Source organism: Pseudomonas sp. S1(2024) (genome assembly GCF_046557535.1).
On the sequence record NZ_JBKGFP010000053.1, the window covers coordinates 1 to 19,683 of the forward strand.

General features: G+C 63.4%; 17 protein-coding genes. 12 read left to right on the forward strand and 5 right to left on the reverse strand.

What is annotated here, in order from left to right:
- Window positions 1–209: 209 nt before the first annotated feature.
- The 7 genes from ACLCGK_RS14375 (at window position 210) to ACLCGK_RS14405 (ending at window position 8,351) form a co-directional block, all read left to right on the forward strand.
- Window positions 210–1,967: a carbamoyltransferase gene (locus ACLCGK_RS14375; RefSeq protein ID WP_247846638.1), complete on the forward strand. Its 1,758-nt coding sequence runs from the start codon at window positions 210–212 to the stop codon at window positions 1,965–1,967.
- Window positions 1,951–3,081 carry a glycosyltransferase gene (locus ACLCGK_RS14380; protein WP_410952229.1) on the forward strand — a complete coding sequence of 377 codons (1,131 nt, stop codon included), beginning with the start codon at window positions 1,951–1,953 and terminating at the stop codon, window positions 3,079–3,081. The genes ACLCGK_RS14375 and ACLCGK_RS14380 overlap by 17 nt, the downstream gene beginning before the upstream one ends.
- Entirely contained in the window at window positions 3,081–3,977 is an 897-nt protein-coding gene (locus ACLCGK_RS14385; protein ID WP_410952230.1) for an antimicrobial resistance protein Mig-14, read from the forward strand. Before ACLCGK_RS14380 ends, ACLCGK_RS14385 begins: the two co-directional genes overlap by 1 nt.
- On the forward strand, window positions 3,974–5,377 hold the full coding sequence (locus ACLCGK_RS14390; RefSeq protein WP_410952231.1) for a PIG-L deacetylase family protein: 1,404 nt from the start codon (window positions 3,974–3,976) through the stop codon (window positions 5,375–5,377). The genes ACLCGK_RS14385 and ACLCGK_RS14390 overlap by 4 nt, the downstream gene beginning before the upstream one ends.
- Before the next feature lie 48 nt (window positions 5,378–5,425).
- A complete protein-coding gene (locus tag ACLCGK_RS14395) occupies window positions 5,426–6,382 on the forward strand; it encodes a glycosyltransferase (RefSeq protein ID WP_015272035.1) in 957 nt (318 codons plus the stop codon).
- A gap of 66 nt (window positions 6,383–6,448) precedes the next feature.
- Window positions 6,449–7,222: a glycosyltransferase family 2 protein gene (locus ACLCGK_RS14400; RefSeq protein WP_023663307.1), complete on the forward strand. Its 774-nt coding sequence runs from the start codon at window positions 6,449–6,451 to the stop codon at window positions 7,220–7,222.
- A 37-nt stretch (window positions 7,223–7,259) separates the two neighbouring features.
- Window positions 7,260–8,351: a glycosyltransferase gene (locus ACLCGK_RS14405; protein WP_013974476.1), complete on the forward strand. Its 1,092-nt coding sequence runs from the start codon at window positions 7,260–7,262 to the stop codon at window positions 8,349–8,351.
- Window positions 8,352–8,354: 3 nt separating this feature from the next.
- Here ACLCGK_RS14405 and ACLCGK_RS14410 read toward each other — a convergent pair whose 3' ends face one another.
- On the reverse strand, window positions 8,355–8,960 hold the full coding sequence (locus ACLCGK_RS14410) for a toluene tolerance protein (RefSeq protein WP_410952232.1): 606 nt from the start codon (window positions 8,958–8,960) through the stop codon (window positions 8,355–8,357).
- A gap of 100 nt (window positions 8,961–9,060) precedes the next feature.
- Between ACLCGK_RS14410 and ACLCGK_RS14415 the strand changes: the two genes are divergently transcribed.
- From ACLCGK_RS14415 to hldE, 3 genes are all read left to right on the forward strand, one after another.
- On the forward strand, window positions 9,061–10,236 hold the full coding sequence (locus ACLCGK_RS14415; RefSeq protein WP_410952233.1) for an O-antigen ligase family protein: 1,176 nt from the start codon (window positions 9,061–9,063) through the stop codon (window positions 10,234–10,236).
- A 15-nt stretch (window positions 10,237–10,251) separates the two neighbouring features.
- Entirely contained in the window at window positions 10,252–12,060 is a 1,809-nt protein-coding gene (msbA, locus tag ACLCGK_RS14420; protein ID WP_013974473.1) for a lipid A export permease/ATP-binding protein MsbA, read from the forward strand.
- Window positions 12,061–12,190: 130 nt separating this feature from the next.
- On the forward strand, window positions 12,191–13,612 hold the full coding sequence (hldE, locus tag ACLCGK_RS14425) for a bifunctional D-glycero-beta-D-manno-heptose-7-phosphate kinase/D-glycero-beta-D-manno-heptose 1-phosphate adenylyltransferase HldE (protein WP_013974472.1): 1,422 nt from the start codon (window positions 12,191–12,193) through the stop codon (window positions 13,610–13,612).
- Window positions 13,613–13,740: 128 nt separating this feature from the next.
- Here hldE and ACLCGK_RS14430 read toward each other — a convergent pair whose 3' ends face one another.
- From ACLCGK_RS14430 to ACLCGK_RS14445, 4 genes are all read right to left on the reverse strand, one after another.
- Complete coding sequence (locus ACLCGK_RS14430) at window positions 13,741–14,709, reverse strand: metal ABC transporter ATPase (protein ID WP_410952234.1); 969 nt, start codon at window positions 14,707–14,709, stop codon at window positions 13,741–13,743.
- A 50-nt stretch (window positions 14,710–14,759) separates the two neighbouring features.
- Window positions 14,760–15,572 carry an aldo/keto reductase gene (locus ACLCGK_RS14435; protein WP_410952235.1) on the reverse strand — a complete coding sequence of 271 codons (813 nt, stop codon included), beginning with the start codon at window positions 15,570–15,572 and terminating at the stop codon, window positions 14,760–14,762.
- Window positions 15,569–16,744 carry an NAD(P)/FAD-dependent oxidoreductase gene (locus tag ACLCGK_RS14440; protein ID WP_410952236.1) on the reverse strand — a complete coding sequence of 392 codons (1,176 nt, stop codon included), beginning with the start codon at window positions 16,742–16,744 and terminating at the stop codon, window positions 15,569–15,571. The genes ACLCGK_RS14435 and ACLCGK_RS14440 overlap by 4 nt, the downstream gene beginning before the upstream one ends.
- 161 nt (window positions 16,745–16,905) lie before the next feature.
- Complete coding sequence (locus ACLCGK_RS14445; protein WP_008095055.1) at window positions 16,906–17,238, reverse strand: DMT family transporter; 333 nt, start codon at window positions 17,236–17,238, stop codon at window positions 16,906–16,908.
- An 87-nt stretch (window positions 17,239–17,325) separates the two neighbouring features.
- Between ACLCGK_RS14445 and ACLCGK_RS14450 the strand changes: the two genes are divergently transcribed.
- Together ACLCGK_RS14450 and waaA are read left to right on the forward strand one after the other, a co-directional pair.
- Window positions 17,326–18,216 carry a LysR family transcriptional regulator gene (locus ACLCGK_RS14450; protein WP_013974467.1) on the forward strand — a complete coding sequence of 297 codons (891 nt, stop codon included), beginning with the start codon at window positions 17,326–17,328 and terminating at the stop codon, window positions 18,214–18,216.
- An 11-nt stretch (window positions 18,217–18,227) separates the two neighbouring features.
- Window positions 18,228–19,499, forward strand: a complete 1,272-nt coding sequence (gene waaA / locus ACLCGK_RS14455; RefSeq protein ID WP_410952237.1) for a lipid IV(A) 3-deoxy-D-manno-octulosonic acid transferase — start codon at window positions 18,228–18,230, stop codon at window positions 19,497–19,499.
- Window positions 19,500–19,683 lie beyond the last annotated feature (184 nt).

Here is a 19,683-nt window from a genome sequence, read left to right on the forward strand (position 1 = left end):
TGTACAGCCCCACCCGCCAACAAACCACCCCCCAAAGATACAGCGCGGGCCTCAAGGTCGGCGGTGTACCTGTGGGAGCTGGCTTGCCGGCGATGAGGCCAGTACAGGTTGCCGCGTTGCGCACATGTTTGCGTTATAATCCCGCCCTTTAGCCGCCACCCGCCCAAGAGGCCGCTGGCGCATTTCTACCGAATGAAGAGGCTAATCCCTTGGCATTGACGATTCTTGGCCTGTCCGGCGCCCTTAGCCATGACCCTTCCGCGGCCTTGTACATTGACGGCAAACTGATTGCCGCCGCCGAAGAAGAGCGCTTCGTGCGTGACAAGCATGCGAAGAACCGCATGCCCTACGAGTCGGCGAAGTTCTGCCTGGAACAGGCTGGCATCAAGCCATCCGACGTCGACGTGGTAGCCATCCCGTTCGCCCCGATCAGCCTGTTCGGCAAGGCGCGCTGGCACTATGCCAAGCGCTACTGGTACGCCCCGGATCGCGCCCTCGACGCTATTCTGATGGGCAACCGTCGCTACAAACGCTACCGCAAGAAGATCGTCTGGTGCCTGGAGCAACTGGGCTTCGACCCGAAAAAGGTCAAGATCGAGCCGGTTGAGCACCACCTGGCCCATGCCTCCAGTGCCTACCACTGCTCGGGGTTCAAGGAAAAAACCGCAATCCTCGGCATCGACGGTAAGGGCGAATACGCCACCACCTTCTTTGGCTACGGCGAAAACGGCAAGATCCACAAGATCAAGGAATTCTTCGACCCGGACTCGCTGGGCGGCCTGTACGGCGCAATCACCGAGTTCCTCGGCTTCGAGATGCTCGATGGCGAGTTCAAGGTCATGGGCATGGCGCCGTATGGTGACGCCAGCAAGTACGACTTCTCGCGTCTGGCCAGCTTCGAAAACGGCGAACTGGTGATCAACACCGAATACGCCAACGTCATTGGCCTGCGCCGCTATAAAGAGAAGGGCAAGGGCTTCTACTTCTCGCCGAAGCTGATCGAGTGGCTGGGCCCCAAGCGCGAAGGCGACATCGCCGACGAGCCGTACATCCATTACGCGGCCAGCATGCAGGCGCTGTTCGAAAAGATCGCCCTGCAGATGATCGACCACTACCTGGGCGACGTGCTGCGTGAAACCGGCAAGCTGGCCTTTGCCGGCGGTTGCGCGCTGAACGTCAAGCTCAACCAGAAGATCATTGCCCGCCCAGACCTGAAAGAGCTGTTCGTTCAGCCGGCTTCCGGTGACGCCGGTACCGCCGTGGGTGCTGCCGCCTACGTTTCCCACGCCCGTGGCGTACCGGTCGAGAAGATGGAACACGTCTACCTCGGCCCTTCGTACTCCAACGAAGACGTGATCGCTGCCTGTGCCCGTCACCCGAACGCACCGAAGTGGCGCAAGCTCGACGACATGCCGCAGCGCATCGCCAAAATCATGGTCGACGGCAACCCGGTGGCCTGGTTCCAGGGCCGCATGGAGTTCGGCCCTCGTGCCCTGGGCGGCCGTTCGATCATTGGTTGCCCGAGCGTGCCGGGCGTAGCCGACCGCATCAACGAGCAGATCAAGTTCCGCGAACGCTGGAGACCTTTCTGCCCGTCGATGCTCGACACCGTCGCCCCGCAAATGATCAAGGTCGACCACCCGGCGCCGTTCATGACCTTCACCTTCGAAGTGGCTGAAGAGTGGAAGACCCGCGTGCCGGAAGTGGTCCACGAGGACGGCACTTCGCGTGCCCAGGTGCTCAAGCGCGAGTACAACCCGCGCTACTACGACATGATGAAGGCACTGGAAGAACTGACCGGCAACGGCGTGTCGCTGAACACCTCGTTGAACCGCCGTGGTGAACCGATGATCTGCTCGCCGACCGACGCCCTGAACATGTTCTTCGGCTCGGACCTGCAGTACCTGATCATGGAAGACATCCTGGTTGTGAAGGACGGCGCGGCCCCGTATGACCAGCCGCTCTGAACCGCGCATCCTGCAGTTCTGCCATGGCTATGACGGGCCGTTCCTGGACTGCGCCCGTCAATACGCCAGCCTGTTCCAGGGGCGTGGCTACCAGGTCACCACGGTGTTCCTCACCGGCGCCGCCGACCCGCTGGTAGCGGCAGGCTGCGCCTCGGACGAGGTGCTGTTCCTGGAGTTCAGCTCCAAGGCCGTGCGCGGCCTGAAACTCGGCGCCATCCGTGCATTGCGGCGGATCGCGGCCGAGCGCAATTTTGCCTTTTGCATTGCCCATCGCTTCAAACCGATCTACGTGGCGTTGCTGGGCACCGGCTTGCCGGTGATCGGCGTGCACCATGCTTTCGGTGACTACGAGCGCAAGGGGCGACGCATCTTCGCCAACCTGTTCAGCAAACGCCTGAGCTTGCTGGGCGTGTCGGACGCAGTGCGTGACGACATGCGCCGCTGTCTGCCGCAGTGGCCGGCAGAGCGTATCCAGACCTTGTACAACCGCATCGACATCGACGCCCTGCAAGCGGCCTTGGTGCCACGCGCCGAGGCCCGTCAGGCCTTGGGGCTGGACGCACAGGCGTGGATTGTCGGTAACGTCGGGCGCCTGCACCCGGACAAGGACCAGGCCACCCTGCTGCGTGGCTTTGCCGAAGCGCTACCGGGGCTGCCGGCTGGCGCCCGCTTGGCAATCATGGGCAAGGGCCGCCTGGAAGCCAGGCTCAAGGCACTGGCCGCCGAGCTGGGCATTGCCGGGCAAGTGGACTTCCTTGGCCAGGTGCCGGATGCGCGCCGTTACTTCCAGGCGTTCGACGTATTCGCCCTGAGCTCCGACCATGAGCCGTTCGGCATGGTCCTGCTCGAAGCCATGGTCGCCGGTGTGCCGGTACTGGCCACGGCCTGTGGTGGTGCCCGCGAAGTGGTGGAGGGTGTTGGCGTGCTGTTCCCTCTGGGCGATGCGGGGCAATTGGCCCAGGGCCTGAAACACATGGCTGTGCTCGATGGGCAGCAACGCCAGGCCTGTGCCGAGCACATGCTGCAGCGCCTGCGTGAACGCTTTTCCGACCAGGCGGTGCGCGAAGCATTCTGGCAACTGCCGCAAGTCCGCGCGTTGGTGGGGCAGGCCTGATGCTCAACCGTATCCAGGCCTTCCGCGAACGCGGTTGGCAAGTTATCGACGCCAAGGCCTATGCCGAGGCATGGGCCCGGTTTGGTGGCAGTGTCGCCACCCATCCCCAGGTGGTCGAGCAGCTGGCGGACCTGGCGCAGATCCCTGTGCGTTACCTGGGCTGGCACCAGGCCGGCGAGCTGAAAGCCGCCATTCCTACCTGGGGGCGCCACCTTGCGCTGTCCAAGGACGTGCTCAAGCGTGCCGGCAAAAAGGCCCTATTCGATCTGGGCAACGCCGAGATCATCCTGCCGGCGGCGGCCGACGCCGCTGCACCGTTGCGCCATGCCGCGCGCTACCTGTCCGAACTGAACCTGGGCCGCTTCAGCGGCCTCAAGGCGCAGAAGGAACAGCTGGCCATGGCCCGCGCCCATGAAGACCTGTCGAAGAAGTTCCGCTACAACCAGCGCCGCGAACTGCGCCTGCTGGAAGAGGCGGGCGGTGTGGTGCGCCCGATCGGCGACTTCAGCGCGCAGGAAATCGCCAGCATGTACTGCGACCTGTTCCAGCGCCGCTGGGGCTTCCCTGCGACCGGTGCCGAGCGCATGGCCGAAGTGCTGGAACGCCTGCGTGAGTTGCTGATCGGCTCGGTGCTGCTGCTGGACGGCAAGCCGATTGCCATCCAGCTGGTATACCGTGTCGAAGCGCCGGAATGGATCAGCGTCGAGTACATCAATGGCGGTGTCGACCCTGAAACCAAGGCCTTCAGCCCCGGCAGCGTGCTGAGCTTCCTCAATACCCAGGCCGCCTGGGAAGACGCCCGTGCACGCAACAAGCCGCTGCGGTTCTCGTTCGGCCGTGCCGACCGCGAGTACAAGGACCGCTGGTGCAACCCCGTACCGGTGTATCAGGCGTGAGTCGCAAGCAGCAGTTGCTCAAGCGCCACCGGCGCAACAAGCGCCTGGGCCTGTTGGCGGGCCTGATCGCGCTGGTGGCCATAGGTGCGTTCAGCTGGTGGTGGTTGCCACTGCTGCTGTTGCCGCTGTTATGGGCGGCTCACGAGGCCTGGTTTTCCGACCACCTGTTCTACGCGCCAGGCGAGGACTACGCCTACGACTTCGGCGAGCAGACCCGGGAGGCTCCTGCCAGCCTGAGCGGCGGCTTGCTCAAGGCTGAGTGCGTGCTGCAGGGCAACGAAACCCTGGTCCTCGAGCTGCGGGTAAAAAGCAGCTGGCTGGGGCGCTTCCTCGACCCGCAGGTCGAGCTGGTGGCTGGCGAGCAGGCCGACCGGCAAACCTTCGAGCGCGGCGTCGATGGCGTGCGCTTCCTCAACCTCACCGGCCTCGCCGCACCTCTACAGGCTGGCGCGTTGCGCGTGCGTGGCCGGCATTGCCGGCTGGCGGGCCAGCCGCGCTTGTGGATAACCCCGGCGGTCGAGCTGCAACGGCGCCGGGTGATGGTGATCGCGCCACATGCCGATGATGCCGAGCTGGCCGCTTACGGCCTTTACAGCCAGGCCGACGAAACCTGGGTAGTGACCCTGACCGCTGGTGAAATCGAGGCCGAGCACTATCAGCAGATGGGCTTGGCAAAGGCCGAGGCCGCGCGCCTGAAGGGCCGCCTGAGGGCCTGGGATAGTGTCGCCGTGCCACGCTGGGCCGGTGTGGCGGAATCGCGTTGCGTGCAGCTGGGCTACTTCTGTCTGCAACTACCTGCCATGCAGGCTGCGCCAGACCAGCCGGCCGCTTCTCGCGAGGCCGACCTCGCCGACATTCGCGTATTCCGCCGATTCAACCCGTTCCCGCTGCCGGCCGATGGCGATGGCGCGCCGACCTGGCGCAACCTGCTCGCCGACCTGCGGGCCTTGCTGGAAATGGCCAGGCCAGAGGTGCTGGTGATGCCGCACCCGCAGCTCGACCCGCACCCCGACCACATCTGTGCCCAGGCAGCGGTGCTGGAAGCCTTGCAAGGCCTGGCCTGGCAGCCGCAAACCCTGCTGTGCTACGCCAACCACCTGCATGACAACGACCGCTGGCCGATGGGCGACAGTGGTGATGGCGTGGCCCTGCCGCCACAGCTGGACGCTGTCCAGGCCTGGGCTCCTTGCAGCCTGGTACTGGACCTTGCGACCCAGCGCGACAAGGCCATGGCCCTGGGCATGATGCACGACCTGCAGCCGCCAGCACCGTTCAAACGCCGCCTGCGCCGCTTGTTGCAGCGCTGGTTGGCCGGGCGGCACCTGTCGCCTTACGGCGAGAACGAATTCTTTCGCAAGGCTGTGCGCCGACATGAACTGTTCTGGCGGCGTGAGCTGTAGCCGCGCCCCATGGTTGACCGCGATGGCGCAGAGCGCCCAAGGAACCCAATGAAAGTCCTATTTCTGGTGCAGAAGGAACAGCGGGCGATTCTCGACCGTCTGTACGATGGCGTCGCGGCCAACTGCGAGTGCGACCTGCGCTGGCTGACCAGCGAAGACCAGCGCAATCTGCGCCGCTATTTCAAGCGCGAAGTGCAGGTCGAGCGCTATGACCGCATTGTCTTCTTCCTGCGTTTCAAGCAGGAAATCCGTCAGGCGGCATTCATCCGTACCGTGCCGAACCTGGTCATACTCGAGCACGATGCCTACCAGAACTACATCCCGTGCAAGTACACAGGCAAGTTCAGCGCCCATTACCGCAAGTTGCCCTGGGCGCGAGTGATCAGCTCAGGCTACATGGTCAGCGAGCGCCTGCGTCAGGAAGGTTTCGACGCCGTGTTCGTGCCCAAGGGCTACGACGAGCAATTGCTGGCCGACCAGGGGCGTGAGCGCGACATCGAGCTGGCCTTCGTCGGCAGCACCAACAGCGTGGCCTACAGCGGCCGCAAGGCATTGCTGGACGAGTTGGGTCGGGTCGAGAACCTGGTGGTGACCCGTACCAAGTCGGGTGAAGATTACTGCAACACACTCAACCGGATCCGCTTCTTCGTCAGTGCCGACGTTGGCATGGGCGAATACATGATCAAGAACTTCGAAGCCATGGCCTGCGGCTGTGTGTTGCTGGCGTATGACCAAGGCGAGGAAGAGAACCGCGCGCTGGGCCTGCAGGACATGCACAACGTAGTGTTCTATGACAGCATCCCGACCCTTCAGGAGAAGCTCCGCCGTTTGCGTGCGGACCCTGAACTGGCCCGGCAGATTGCAGAAAATGGCCGCCACCTGGCGGTTTCCCGTTTCAGTTTCGGGGCAGTTGGACGTAGCATCGTCGACCACATGCGCCCGGCGCTCAGGCCCCATCCGCCGTTGTCTGCATGGCAGCGGCTGCGCCTGAAGCTGGGCATCTAACATTAGAACTTTCGCGCCTACGGAGCGGGCGTTGAAAGTCGATAGTCGCAATGCGGAGGGAGTCCGGTGCGCTTTTCAAATGAGAGTGACGTCACGCTCGTCGTGACCAGTTGTGGGCGGTTCGATCTGCTCAAAGACACCCTTGAGAGTTTCGATCGCTACAATACCGCGCCCATTCGCGAAGTGTTCATCACCGAAGATTCCGGTGACGATGCCGTGCATGCCGCTGTGCCTGAGCACTGGAAACCGCACTGCAAGGTGTTCGTAAACCGGCCCAAGTTGGGGCAGTTGCCGTCTATCGACCTGGCCTACAGCCATGTCAAGACGCCCTACATCTTTCACTGCGAGGACGACTGGCACTTCTATCGCCAGGGCTTCGTCGAGGACTCTCGGGCCATCCTGGAGGCCAGCCCCGACCTGTTGCAGGTGTGGCTGCGCAGCCATGCCCATGACCTGGCCATCCACAGCCCGTACATCCACCTGGGGGATCGCCGGTTGATCGCCGGTGTGCCTTGCTACCCGCTGCTGTCCGATAAGGCCGAGTGGCAGGCATTTTCGCTCAACCCCGGGTTGCGCCGTTTGAGCGATTACCAGCGTTGCGCGCCATTTGCCGCCTATGCTGGAGAGAAGGCACTTTCCCGACGCTATGCTGAGTTAAATCTGACAGCGGTCACCTTGGAGGGTGATGCAGTATTGCACACTGGATTTGGTAATCACGTGACCTTGCCCATCGAAGTGGAACGCAAGGCCAAACGTCGTAAGCGTGATCGGATAAAGTTGGCATTGACGCTGGTGGCGGGTGCCGTGATTGGCATGGGAATCACCATTTTTGTTCAATGAAGTCGCTGTCCCACCTTACGTGAGCGGGAGAGGGCCCATGAACATCGTCAATATGATGTGGGCGGGTGGATCGCCGTACATGTCCATCCACAAGGTGCATCGGCAGATTCTGTCACATGCGGGTGCCGATGCCCGGATCAGTAATTGGCTGCTGCTGGGTAGCGGACTCTGCTGTGGGCTTGGTTCGACCCGGGAGTGGCATATGCCGTCACGGGCGCTGAAAGGGCGGCACTTCTGGCGCCTGTTGCGCCCATGGTTGCGAATGCGTTTGCGCAAGGCTCTGAAAGAGGCACAGGCTGAAGTCGTGCTGATCGACGGTGTCGGTGTGGCGCGGTTGGTGTTGCCATTGATGCATCAAGTTCCGCAAGTACGTGCCAAGGTGCTGTTCCATGGCAAGACGCGTCTGAGTGCCAGTGATGTTCGCCTGCTGCGTATGTTTCCGGTCGAGCGGCTGAGTATTGCCGCCGTTTCACAGACACTTGCCACGTCACTCGAACACGACCTGGGCAGGCCGGTGCAGACCTTGCGCATGGCCCTTGACCCGCTGGCTTTCGCCGAACCGTTGTTGAGCAGGGATGCGGCCAGGCAAGCCCTGCAGCTGCCACAGGTAACAGGGGTGATGCTGGGCGCGGTCGGGCGACTGGTGGAAAGCAAAGGTTTCGAGATGCTGATCGAGGCGTTCGCCAAGGCCTGTGTGCGGCAGTCGGACCTGCAGTTGGCAATCATCGGCGAAGGCCCTCTGCGTGAGGTGCTGCAAGCCCGTATCGACGCGCTGGGCCTGGCCGGGCGCGTTCACCTGAGTGGTCACCGCGATGACCTGCAGCGACTGTATCGGGCATTCGACTGGCTATTGGTGCCTTCGCGTTCTGAAGGCCTTGGGCTGGTGGTGCAGGAGGCGGTCATGGCCGACGTGCCGGTGGTATGCAGCGACCTGCAGGTGTTCCGCGAGCAGTTGCAGGACACCGGTGGCTACCTGCCCGTTGCCGATGAAAATGCCTGGGCCGAGGCGATCGAGCGTTGCTCGGTTATAGGTGCCCCGGCGGTAGCAGCCCGGCAGCGCCAGGCGCTGGCCCCGGAGCAGGCCTGGCAGGCGTTCTGCAACGGCTCGCAGAGCCTTTTGCGCAGCTGACGCTCAGCGCTCGAGCAAAGCTGCCTCGAAGGCGGCAAGGGGGAAGCGGTCGCCCAGGTTCTCCCGCTCGATATAGCGCACCATATGCTGCACATTGCGCCGAATCATGCGCGCCGACAGTGGTGGGCGCAGGAAGCGCATGTCGGCCACGTCGATCAGGCCCAACTGCTGGTCGGGTGTGACCACCACATTACCCAGGTGCAACGAGCGGAAATACACGCCGCTGCGGTGCAGCTGGCGGATCAGTTCGATCAGGCGTGGCAGATAGGTATCCCAGCTGAAACCCTCATCGCGCGACATCTGCAGCAAGGTACGCCCAGGCAGCGGGCGGTACAGTACGGCAGTTCGTCCCGGTAGCTCGAGCTTATGCTGGCTGATCACCTCCAGAGTGGGGATGCCCAGTTGTGCAAGGCGCGCGGCGTTGTCGACAAAGCGCTGCGAGTACGGGCGCAGCAGTGCAGATGAAATCAGCCGCTTCCTACGAAAAACCTTGAGGAAATTACCATCCGCGAGCAGGTAGACTTTGGCGCCATGGCTATCTGCCTCAAGCACCTGTGCGCCTTGTGTCAGCTGATCGAAGTCGACCTGGGGGAGCCGGGAGCATTGCATGAATAGAGCCTTGTCGTCGGGCGAACAGAATGACCGGCAATAATGCCGAAAATAATGTTGTAGCACCATTGGATGGTGCTTTGATTCATCGGGGGAAAGGATGTTGTATCAAAAAAGCTGGGCGCGAGCCTGGTTGGGATTTGGTCTGGTCTGGTTCCTGGCTGCGATTGCCCTGGCACCGAGCAACAAGGTCTATCAGCAAGGGCTGGTGCTGTTCCTGTGGTTGCCGACCCTGGCAATGGCGTGGTCCGCAAGGCACGTAATAATGCAGGCCTGGCGGCGTCAGCCGGCCTTGTGGGGAAGTGTGTTGCTGTTGCTGGTATGGAGTGGGCTCAGCCTGGTCTGGTCGGCCGCAGAAAACCCGGGGCGCGAGGCCAAGCGCCTGCTCTACATCCTGGTATTCCTGCTGGCGTTCCCGCTGCTGGGCCAGCTTGGCCAAGCCCGCGTTCGTCAGCTGTTGCAGGCCGGCAGCGCTTTGCTGGCCGTTGCCGCGCTGATCTCGATAGTCCATTTCTACGGCGTGCTGGGCATGCCTTTGCTGGCCCGCCTGGAGGGCATTGGCGAGATATCGCACCCGATTCTGGGCGCCTATGTCATCGGTTCAGCCGTGCTTTTCCTGCTTTACGAGCCGCCGCGGCAACGTGGCCTGCAGTTGCTGTGGCTGGTAGCGCTGGTGTGCCTGGGGTTGTTTGTCATGCTCAGCCAGAGCCGTGGGGCAGTCCTGGCCCTGGTGCTCACCGTGATCCTGGCCCCGTTGTGGTTCCGTGACCGCCACAGCCGGGTTTTTGCCGTCCTGGCGGCCATTGCCACCGGCCTGGCCTTCTATCTCGTTTACGACCTTATCGCCCAGCGCGGTTCGTCCTACCGGCCGGAAATCTTCCATGCCGTGGCCGACATGATTGCCGCACATCCCTGGACCGGCCTTGGCCTGGGCGCTGCCTACGACGTGAATGCAGTGGGCATGCACTTCGACCATACCCACAACATGTTCACCCACATCGCAGTGGAGATGGGCCTGCCCGGCATGCTGCTGTGGGTCATGGTGTGGCTGTACACCCTGGGCGAAATCGTCCGCGCACGTGGCACATTGTTCGGCAAGATCCTGCTCGGTTTCTGGGTGTACTCCACCCTGGCCATGCAGTTCGATGCCGCCAGCCTCACTGGTACGCCCCGTGCCGAATGGTTCATCAGCTGGCTGCCCGTGGGCCTGGCCATGTTGCTGCCATGGGGGAGTGCCGAAAATGATGCCTGTGGTAAAATTTCCGGTTCAACCTGAACAGCGAGCTTGATAATGGCCGAAACACCGCGACCGGCGGAACACACCTCCAGCCTGAAGATCTACTTCCGGCTGCTGAGCTATGTGAAACCCTATGTCGGCATTTTCCTGCTGAGCATCATCGGTTTCGTGATCTTTGCCTCGACCCAGCCGATGCTGGCCGGGATCCTGAAGTATTTCGTAGATGGGTTGAGCAACCCCGAAGCGGTGTTGTTCCCAAACGTTCCTTACCTGCGCGACCTGCAACTGCTGCAGGCGGTGCCGCTGCTGATTATCCTGATCGCCGCGTGGCAGGGTCTGGGCTCGTTCCTCGGCAACTACTTCCTGGCCAAGGTTTCCCTGTGCCTGGTGCACGACCTGCGTGTGGAACTGTTCAACAAGCTGCTGGTGCTGCCTAACCGCTACTTCGACAACCACAACTCCGGGCACCTGATCTCGCGCATCACCTTCAACGTGACCATGGTCACTGGTGCTGCGACCGATGCGATCAAGGTGGTGATCCGCGAAGGCCTGACCGTGGTGTTCCTGTTTGGTTACCTGCTGTGGATGAACTGGCACCTGACCCTCGTTATGGTCGCCATCCTGCCGGTAATCGCGGTGATGGTCAGCGTCGCCAGCAAGAAATTCCGCAAGCAGAGCAAAAAAATCCAGGTAGCCATGGGCGACGTCACCCATGTCGCCTCGGAAACCATCCAGGGCTACCGCGTGGTGCGCAGCTTCGGCGGCGAGGCCTACGAGGAGCAGCGTTTCGGCAAGGCCAGCCAGAGCAATACCGACAAGCAGTTGCACATGACCAAGACCGGCTCGCTGTACACGCCGATGCTGCAGCTGGTGATCTACACCGCCATGGCCGCGCTGATGTTCCTGGTGCTGTTCCTGCGCGGTGATTCCACTGCCGGTGATCTGGTGGCTTACATCACCGCCGCCGGCCTGTTGCCCAAGCCGATACGTCAGCTTTCGGAAGTCAGCTCGACCATCCAGAAGGGCCTGGCCGGCGCCGAAAGCATCTTCGAGCAACTGGACGAAGAGCCTGAAGTGGATACCGGTACCGTCGAGAAGGAGCGGGTGGAAGGGCGCCTGGAAGTGCGCAACCTCAGCTTCACCTACCCGGGTACCGAGCGTGAGGTGCTGAGCGATATCAGCTTCGTAGCCGAGCCAGGGCAGATGATTGCACTGGTCGGCCGCTCCGGCAGTGGCAAGTCTACGCTTGCAGCGCTGATACCGCGCTTCTATCACCACGACCAGGGGCAGATCCTGCTCGATGGCGTGGAGATCGAGAACTATCGCCTGCGCAACCTGCGTCGCCACGTTTCGCAGGTGACCCAGCATGTCACCCTGTTCAACGATACCGTGGCCAACAACATCGCCTATGGCGACCTGGCCGGCGCCCCGCGCGCCGACATCGAAGCCGCTGCGGCCGATGCCTATGCCAAGGAGTTCGTCGACCGGCTGCCGAAAGGCTTCGATACCGAAGTGGGTGAGAACGGCGTACTGCTCTCCGGCGGCCAGCGCCAGCGCCTGGCGATTGCCCGGGCACTGCTGAAGAATGCGCCGCTGCTGATCCTCGACGAAGCCACCTCGGCGCTGGATACCGAGTCCGAGCGGCATATCCAGGCTGCCCTGGACCATGTGATGCAGGGCCGTACCACGCTGGTGATCGCCCACCGTCTGTCGACCATCGAGAAAGCTGACCAGATCCTGGTCATGGACCAGGGGCGCCTGGTCGAGCGCGGCACCCATGCCGAGCTGCTTGCGGCCAATGGCCATTATGCCCGCCTGCATGCCATGGGCCTGGATGAGCCGGCCAAGGCCGATATCACCTGACCCCTCGCTGATCGGGGCCATCGCGGCCCCGATTGTCACGGGAATTTTCCTGGGGTGATCTGGCCATAAAGCCGTCGTCTACCCTGTGCTAATATCCTGTCCCTGTTCATTATTTCCATATGGGTTGCCCATGAAGTTGTCCATGCCGCGTTTCGATCAAGCCCCGGTACTGGTGGTCGGCGATGTCATGCTCGACCGCTACTGGCATGGCGGTACTTCACGTATCTCGCCTGAAGCGCCAGTCCCGGTGGTCAAGGTCGATCAGATCGAGGATCGCCCCGGCGGCGCGGCCAACGTTGCCTTGAACATCGCCGCCCTGGGTGCACCGGCTTCGCTGATTGGCGTCACCGGCCAGGATGAGGCCGCCGACAGCCTGGCCAACAGCCTGCAAGCTGCAGGCGTGCGCTCGGTGTTCCAGCGCATTGCGCACCAGCCGACCATCGTCAAGCTGCGGGTAATGAGCCGTCACCAGCAGTTGCTGCGCATCGATTTCGAAGAGCCATTCGCTACCGACCCGCTGTCGCTGGGTGCGGAGGTCGACAGCCTGCTCGAGGGCGTCAAGGTGCTGGTCCTGTCCGACTACGGCAAGGGCGCACTGAAAAACCACCAGAGCCTGATCCAGGCCGCGCGGGCCAAGGGCATTCCGGTGCTGGCCGACCCCAAGGGCAAGGATTTTTCCATCTACCGTGGCGCCAGCCTGATCACTCCCAACCTCAGCGAGTTCGAGACCATCGTCGGCCGTTGCGCCGATGAGGCCGAGCTGGTAGCCAAGGGCTTGCAGCTGCTGCAGGACCTGGACCTGGGCGCCTTGCTGGTGACACGTGGCGAGCACGGCATGACCCTGCTGCGCAGCGGCCAGCCGGCCCTGCACCTACCGGCGCGGGCGCGTGAAGTGTTCGATGTGACCGGTGCCGGTGATACCGTCATCTCCACTCTCGCCGCGGCCATCGCTGCCGGCGAGGACCTGCCCCACGCGGTGGCCCTGGCCAATCTGGCAGCGGGCATCGTGGTCGGAAAGCTGGGTACGGCTGCGATCAGCGCCCCCGAGCTGCGCCGGGCGATCCAGCGTGAGGAAGGCTCCGAGCGCGGCGTGCTGGGCCTGGAGCAACTGCTGCTGGCCATCGACGACGCGCGGGCGCACAAAGAGAAGATCGTCTTCACCAATGGTTGCTTCGACATCCTGCATGCCGGGCATGTCACTTACCTGGAACAGGCGCGGGCCCAAGGCGATCGCCTGATCGTCGCGGTCAATGACGATGCCTCGGTCAGCCGCCTGAAAGGGCCGGGCCGGCCGATCAACAGCGTCGACCGGCGCATGGCCGTACTGGCCGGGTTGGGGGCAGTGGATTGGGTCATCAGCTTCCCCGAGGGCACGCCGGAGAACCTGCTGAGCCAGGTCAAGCCGGACGTGCTGGTCAAGGGTGGCGACTATGGCATCGACCAGGTGGTGGGTGCCGATATCGTCAAGGCCTATGGCGGTACCGTGAAGGTGCTGGGGCTGGTCGAGAACAGCTCGACCACGGCGATCGTCGAGAAGATTCGCAAGAACTGATGCTTTGGGGCTGCTGTGCAGCCCTTCGCGGGCGTGCCCGCTCCCACAAGTACGGCGCAGGCTTGAGGATTACACCGCTCCTGTGGGAGCGGGCATGCCCGCGAAGGGCCGCCTGGCGGCCCCAATCATCATTTATGCAGCGAAGTACGCGCCCGCTCCAGCAGCGCTAGCGCCTTGTCGCCAAACCGCTGCAGGTGCGATGCCCGCACCGGCTTGTTCTCCACCAACCCCTGCTGCTTCACCCAATCCTTCCAGCGCACCCGCTCGTCCGTGACCACCCAGCCATCCTGCCGGGCAAAACTTTCGGCCAGGTACAGCCCGCGCGTGCTTGCCGGCACCAGTTCGTCCTTCTTCACGGTATACAGCTCAGCCAGTGGCTGGCCGTCCTTCAATGGCATCAGGTACAGGTCTGGTCGTTTGCGATTTAGCCGCGCCACCAGTTGGTCGCCCTCCAGCCGCTCATCAACGTGGAACAGGCTGAGCTTCTTGGCGTCCCGTGGTACCTGCAGGCGCATATCGTAGATCAGTTGCAGCGAGGCGGTGGGCAAGTGCACATACGCGCGTGGCCGCTCCAGCAGCATCAGCTTGCCGCAGTGCACCGGGCGCGCGGCACCGGACTCCGGGGCCAGCACGAAGTGCGGCGTTTCGCGGTAATGCAGGGCAGCAGCGTAGGGAATCGGCAGCCAGGTGTCATTGAAGCGCCCGCCCAGCCAGCCTTCCGGGGTTTCCAGCAAGCATTCCTCGGCCACTTCCTGCACGGCCGTGTGCAATGGCAGGTTCAGCTCCTGCGCCGGCACATAGCCGGAAATCAGTTTCAGCACCACATCGCCACGGTCTTGCCGGCGCTGACGTACCAGCACCCAGTAATCGCGGTTCTGCCAATGCAGGGTCAGCCGTACCGACACGCCAAGGTTGGCCAGTTCGATCACGAAGCGCTGCACGTCGGGCAGCTGGATAGCCTTGCGTCGTTGTTGGATCTGGGCAAAATTCAGCGGCATCCCGATGCTCTGGTAGATCAGACCTTCGGGCGTGGCCTCGACATGTAGCGGTAGTGTCTTGAAGTTGCTCGGGTTCTTGCGGATCAGCGTTCGCGCCACGAGGCTCCTCCTTGCGTCGGGTCAGTCCAGGCCCATGGGCCTGGGGCAACTCAATGCTGGCCCAGAATACGGGCGACGGTGGCCACGTTGTGGGCCAGGTGCAACGGATTGATGGTGCCGACGATAGCACTGCTCACGCCCGGGTGGGCGAACAGCAGCTCGAAACTGGCTTGTACCGGGTCAACGCCCGGGGCAAGGCAGATATGCCCACTGGCCAGTGCCTTCTTCACCAGGATGGCCTTGCCGTGTTCGGCAGCGTAGTCCAGCACCGGGCGTTCTGCCTGTTCGTTGAGGTTGTAGGTGACCATGGCGCAGTCGCCTTGCTCCAGTGCCTTCAGGCCGCCGGCGACGGTCTTGCCAGACAGGCCGAAGCCGAGGATCTTGCCCTCCTGCTTGAGCTCGGCAAGGGTCTGGTAAACCTCCTGCTGTTCGAGGATCGCCAGGTCGTTGCCGTCCGAATGCACCAGCACCAATTCGATGCGGTCGGTTTCCAGGCGGCGCAGGCTTCGCTCCACCGAGCGGCGGGTATGGGCGGCGCTGAAATCGAAGTGCGATTGGCCGTTGTCGAACTCTTCGCCAACCTTGCTGACGATCACCCATTCATCGCGCTGGCCGCGCAGTAGCGGGCCCAGGCGTTCTTCGCTGCGGCCGTAGGCTGGGGCGGTGTCGATCAGGTTGATACCCAGCTCGTGGGCCTGGGCCAGCAGCAGGCGGGCTTCGTCGTCGCCGGGGATGGTGAAACCGGTAGGGTACTTGACGCCCTGATCGCGGCCCAGCTTGACCGTGCCCAGGCCCAGCGGCGAAACCTTTAAACCGGTGCTGCCCAAGGGGCGATGGAAGTCGTGCAGGGTCGGCAGGCTCATGGCAGCAGTTGCTCCCAGGCCGGTACGCCCAGCGGTGGGCGTGGCAGGTCAGCCAGGTCGGCCTGCGCCTGTGGGCGGATACCGTCGCGCTCCAGGTGGCTGATGACCCGGTCGCTGAAGTCCGGTGCCAGGGCCAGCTTGGTCGGCCAGCCCACCAGCAGGCGTTGCTGGTCGGCGAGGAAGGCGTTGTCCGGGCGTACCAGGCCCGATTGCGCCGGTTCCGCTCGGTCGACCCGCAGGGTGGCCCAGCGCACTTGGCTCTGGTCGACCCATGGCAGCAGGCTGGCGATTTCTTTCTGTGCCGCGGCGATTTGCGCAGCCGGCTCGCGGGCAACGCCGTCGGCTTCGGCCAGGTCGCCACCCAGGTACCAGACCCACTGGCCATCGGCGGCCGGGTGGGTGGTCACCGTCACCCGTGGCTTCGGCCCGCCGCCCAGGCAATGGGCATAAAGCGGTTTAAGGTTGGTACCCTTGGCCATCACCATATGCAGCGGGCGTGTCTGCATGGCTGGCTGGTTCAGGCCCAGGGCATGCAGCAGCTGCTCGGTGCCGGCGCCGGCGCTGAGCACGATACGCTGTGCGCGGATGTCGCGCTCGTCGACGCGCAGGCCAACCAGGTCTTCGCCCTCGCGCAGCGGCTCGATGTGCTCACCGGCCAGCAGGCTGTCGCCTGCCAGCTCAGCCAGGTTGGCCAGCAGGCTGGGCACGTCGATGACCAGCTCGGCCAGGCGATAGACCTTGCCCTTGAAGGCGCGGTCCTGCAGCGCGGGCGGTAGTTGCTCGCCCTTCACCTGGTCGACCCGGCCGCGCACGGCCTTGCTGGCGAAGAAACTGGTGAGATTGCCGGCCAGGGTGCCAGGCGACCACAGGTAATGGGCGTCGGACAGCAGGCGAGTGCGGGTCAGGTCCAGCTCGCCGCTGCCGCTCAGCGCTTCGCGCCAGCGTCGCGGCATGTCGGCGATGGCTTCCGAAGCGCCGGTGAGGGCGCCATGCAGGGCGTACTTGGTGCCGCCATGGATGATGCCCTGAGACTTGATGGTCTGCTCGCCGCCAAGGCTGGCGCGTTCCACCAGTACTGTCGAGTAGCCCAGCCGGCGCAGGCGGGCATTGAGCCAGAGGCCTGCGACCCCTGCGCCGACGATCAGTACGTCAGTGGAAATGGCGGATGGCATGGCGGTACCTCGAAGACTGGGACAGCTGGCAAGTATACAGGGTATACCTGTGATGGCCCTATCGCCGGCAAGCCAGCTCCCACAGGGATGGCGTTGACCCTGCGGCCTGTATCAACTCTGTGGGAGCTGGCTTGCCGGCGATAAGGCCCGTACAGGCTGCCTCAATGCCCAGCCGTCTTCGAAAACAGCTGAATCACCACCACCCCACCCACAATCATGGCCATCCCCAGCATCGCTGGCACATCCAGCTTCTGCCCATAGATCACCAGCGCTGCCACACTGATCAGCACAATCCCCAGCCCCGACCAGATGGCATAGGCGATCCCCACCGGAATGCTGCGCACCACCAGGGTCAGCATCCAGAAAGCAATGCCGTAACCAACCACCATCAGCAGCAACGGCAAGGGCGTACTCAAGCCTTTCACCGCTTTCATGGAAGCGGTGGCGATGACTTCGGCGCAGATGGCGATGGCGAGGTAGGTGTAGGCATTCATGGCGAGATCCTCCGTTAGCTGGCCGCAGATTCTAGTCCCACCCCGAATGGGGTAAAGTCATTACCTATCACTATGCGAGATAGGTCGATGGCCGAGCACTGGAACCTTGAACAGTTGCGTACTTTCCTGCGCGTTGCAGAACTGCGCTCGTTCTCTGCCGTGGCCCGCGAGCAGCGCAAGGCCCAGTCGGCAATCAGCAGCGCGATCGCCCTGCTCGAAACCGACCTGGGGGTAACCTTGTTCGAGCGCAGCAGTGGCCGGCAACCCAAGCTGACCGAGAACGGCAGCGCCCTGTTGGAAGATGCCCGCGAACTGTTGCGCCAGTGCGAGCGTCTGGATGGCCGTGCGTTGGCGCTGATGCGCGGGCAGGAGGCCTTGTTGCGGGTCGCCCAGGACGAAGCCATGCCCTATCAGCCGGTCATTGACAGCCTCGACGAACTGGCCAGCCGCTACCCGTTCCTGGAGGTGCAGCTGGCCAGCGGTGCCCAGGGCGATGTGGCGCGCAAGCTGGTGGAGCGGCGCGCCGATCTTGGACTGTTCTTCCACCACGAGAGCATCCCGGCTTCGCTGGAGCGGCGCGCCTTGGGTAGCGTCGAAATGGTCACGGTATGCGCGGTCGGTCACCCGCTCGCCGGCGAAGGCCGGGTTACCCGGCAGCAACTGGCGCGCCACCGACAATTGCTGATTGCCCCGCAGCAAAGCGGCTACCCCGGCGGCGAAGCGATCAGCCCGCAGGTATGGCGCGCCGACAGCTTCTACGCCATGGCCGAACTGCTGATGCGTGGCCTGGGCTGGGCCTGGCTGCCGCGGCACGTGGTGCAGTACCCGACCTATCAGGCGCACATGGTCGAACTGGACAGCGAGTGGCGGCCACCGGCCTTGGTGGTGGAACTGGCCTGGCGCCGCGACGAGCCGCTGGGGCCTGCTGCGCAGTGGCTGGCCGAGCGCTTTGCGGTGCACCTGCGCGCGATCGGGTAAACTCCGCGGCCATGAACAGAACTCTCTATACCTTGTTGTTTCACCTGGGCCTGCCGCTGGTTGCGCTGCGCCTTTATCTGCGCGCGCGCAAGGCGCCGGCCTATGGTCAACGCATTGGCGAGCGCTTTGCTTTCAGGCTGCCGCCCATGCGCCGGGGCGGCATCTGGGTGCACGCGGTATCGGTGGGCGAGAGCATTGCGGCGGCACCGATGGTGCGCGCCTTGCTCAAGGCCTACCCGGAAATGCCAATCACGCTTACCTGCATGACCCCGACCGGTTCAGAGCGCATTCGCGCCATGTTCGCCGACGAACCTCGCGTGCAGCATTGCTACCTGCCCTACGACCTGCCTTGGGCGGCAGGGCGCTTTCTCGACCATGTGCGGCCGAAGCTGGGCATCATCATGGAAACCGAGCTGTGGCCCAACCACATCCACCAGTGTGCGAAGCGCGGCATTCCGGTAGCGCTGGCCAACGCACGCTTGTCTGAGCGCTCGGCCCGTGGCTATGGGCGCTTTGCCGGGCTGACCCGGCCGATGCTGGCCGAGATGAGCCTGATTGCCGTGCAGACCGAAACCGAGGCCCAGCGCTTCCGTGACCTGGGTGCGCGTCCGGAGTGCGTGCAGGTCACCGGTTCGATCAAGTTCGACCTGAAGATCGATGAGCAACTGTTGCCGCGTGCCAAGGCATTGCGTGAACAGTGGGGGGCTGCACAGCGCCCGGTGTGGATCGCGGCCAGTACACATGAAGGCGAGGATGCGCTGATCCTGCAGGCGCACCGGCAGTTGCTGCAGGTGCATGGTGATGCCTTGCTGATCCTGGTGCCGCGCCACCCGGAGCGCTTCGCAGCGGTGCATGCGCTGTGCAGCGAACAGTTCACCACCGCGCGCCGCTCTGCCGGCACGCCGGTCGATGCGCAGACTCGCGTATTGCTCGGCGATACCATGGGCGAACTGCTGTTCCTCTATGCCCTGGCCGACATTGCCTTCGTCGGTGGCAGCCTGGTGGCGACCGGCGGGCACAACCCGCTGGAGCCCGCGGCGCTGGCCTTGCCGGTACTGATGGGGCCGCATGTGTTCAACTTCCTTGAAATCAGCGCGATGCTGCGCGAGGCGGGGGCGTTGCAGCAGGTGGATGATGCCGACGGGCTGGCCGAAGCAGTGCGGCGGCTGGTCGAGTTGCCGCAGGATGCACAGCGCATGGGCGAGGCGGGCAGGGCGGTAATGCGGGCCAATCAAGGGGCTTTGCAGCGGTTGCTCGATGGGCTGGGTGCCTTGATCCGTTGATTTCCGACATATCCACTCAAATGCCCATTCTAGAGTGGATATGATTAATTTTAGTCATTCTTTCCTACGACGCTAGGTATAACTTCCTACATTGAATTTTTCGTCAATAGGAAATTTCCTACGAATATTGCTTTAAAGTCAGAAGTGTCCCACGCATCTGTCGGAGCCTTGTAGGACGCTTGTC

What these genes read in the sequence shown, in the direction of transcription:
- ACLCGK_RS14380 (WP_410952229.1), top strand. Translation starts at nt 1,951, where the DNA reads ATGACCAGCCGCTCTGAACCGCGCATCCTGCAGTTCTGCCATGGCTAT.
- ACLCGK_RS14385 (WP_410952230.1), top strand. Translation starts at nt 3,081, where the DNA reads ATGCTCAACCGTATCCAGGCCTTCCGCGAACGCGGTTGGCAAGTTATC.
- ACLCGK_RS14395 (WP_015272035.1), top strand. Translation starts at nt 5,426, where the DNA reads ATGAAAGTCCTATTTCTGGTGCAGAAGGAACAGCGGGCGATTCTCGAC.
- ACLCGK_RS14405 (WP_013974476.1), top strand. Translation starts at nt 7,260, where the DNA reads ATGAACATCGTCAATATGATGTGGGCGGGTGGATCGCCGTACATGTCC.
- ACLCGK_RS14410 (WP_410952232.1), bottom strand. Translation starts at nt 8,960, where the DNA reads ATGCAATGCTCCCGGCTCCCCCAGGTCGACTTCGATCAGCTGACACAA.
- ACLCGK_RS14415 (WP_410952233.1), top strand. Translation starts at nt 9,061, where the DNA reads ATGTTGTATCAAAAAAGCTGGGCGCGAGCCTGGTTGGGATTTGGTCTG.
- msbA (WP_013974473.1), top strand. Translation starts at nt 10,252, where the DNA reads ATGGCCGAAACACCGCGACCGGCGGAACACACCTCCAGCCTGAAGATC.
- hldE (WP_013974472.1), top strand. Translation starts at nt 12,191, where the DNA reads ATGAAGTTGTCCATGCCGCGTTTCGATCAAGCCCCGGTACTGGTGGTC.
- ACLCGK_RS14435 (WP_410952235.1), bottom strand. Translation starts at nt 15,572, where the DNA reads ATGAGCCTGCCGACCCTGCACGACTTCCATCGCCCCTTGGGCAGCACC.
- ACLCGK_RS14440 (WP_410952236.1), bottom strand. Translation starts at nt 16,744, where the DNA reads ATGCCATCCGCCATTTCCACTGACGTACTGATCGTCGGCGCAGGGGTC.
- ACLCGK_RS14445 (WP_008095055.1), bottom strand. Translation starts at nt 17,238, where the DNA reads ATGAATGCCTACACCTACCTCGCCATCGCCATCTGCGCCGAAGTCATC.
- ACLCGK_RS14450 (WP_013974467.1), top strand. Translation starts at nt 17,326, where the DNA reads ATGGCCGAGCACTGGAACCTTGAACAGTTGCGTACTTTCCTGCGCGTT.
- waaA (WP_410952237.1), top strand. Translation starts at nt 18,228, where the DNA reads ATGAACAGAACTCTCTATACCTTGTTGTTTCACCTGGGCCTGCCGCTG.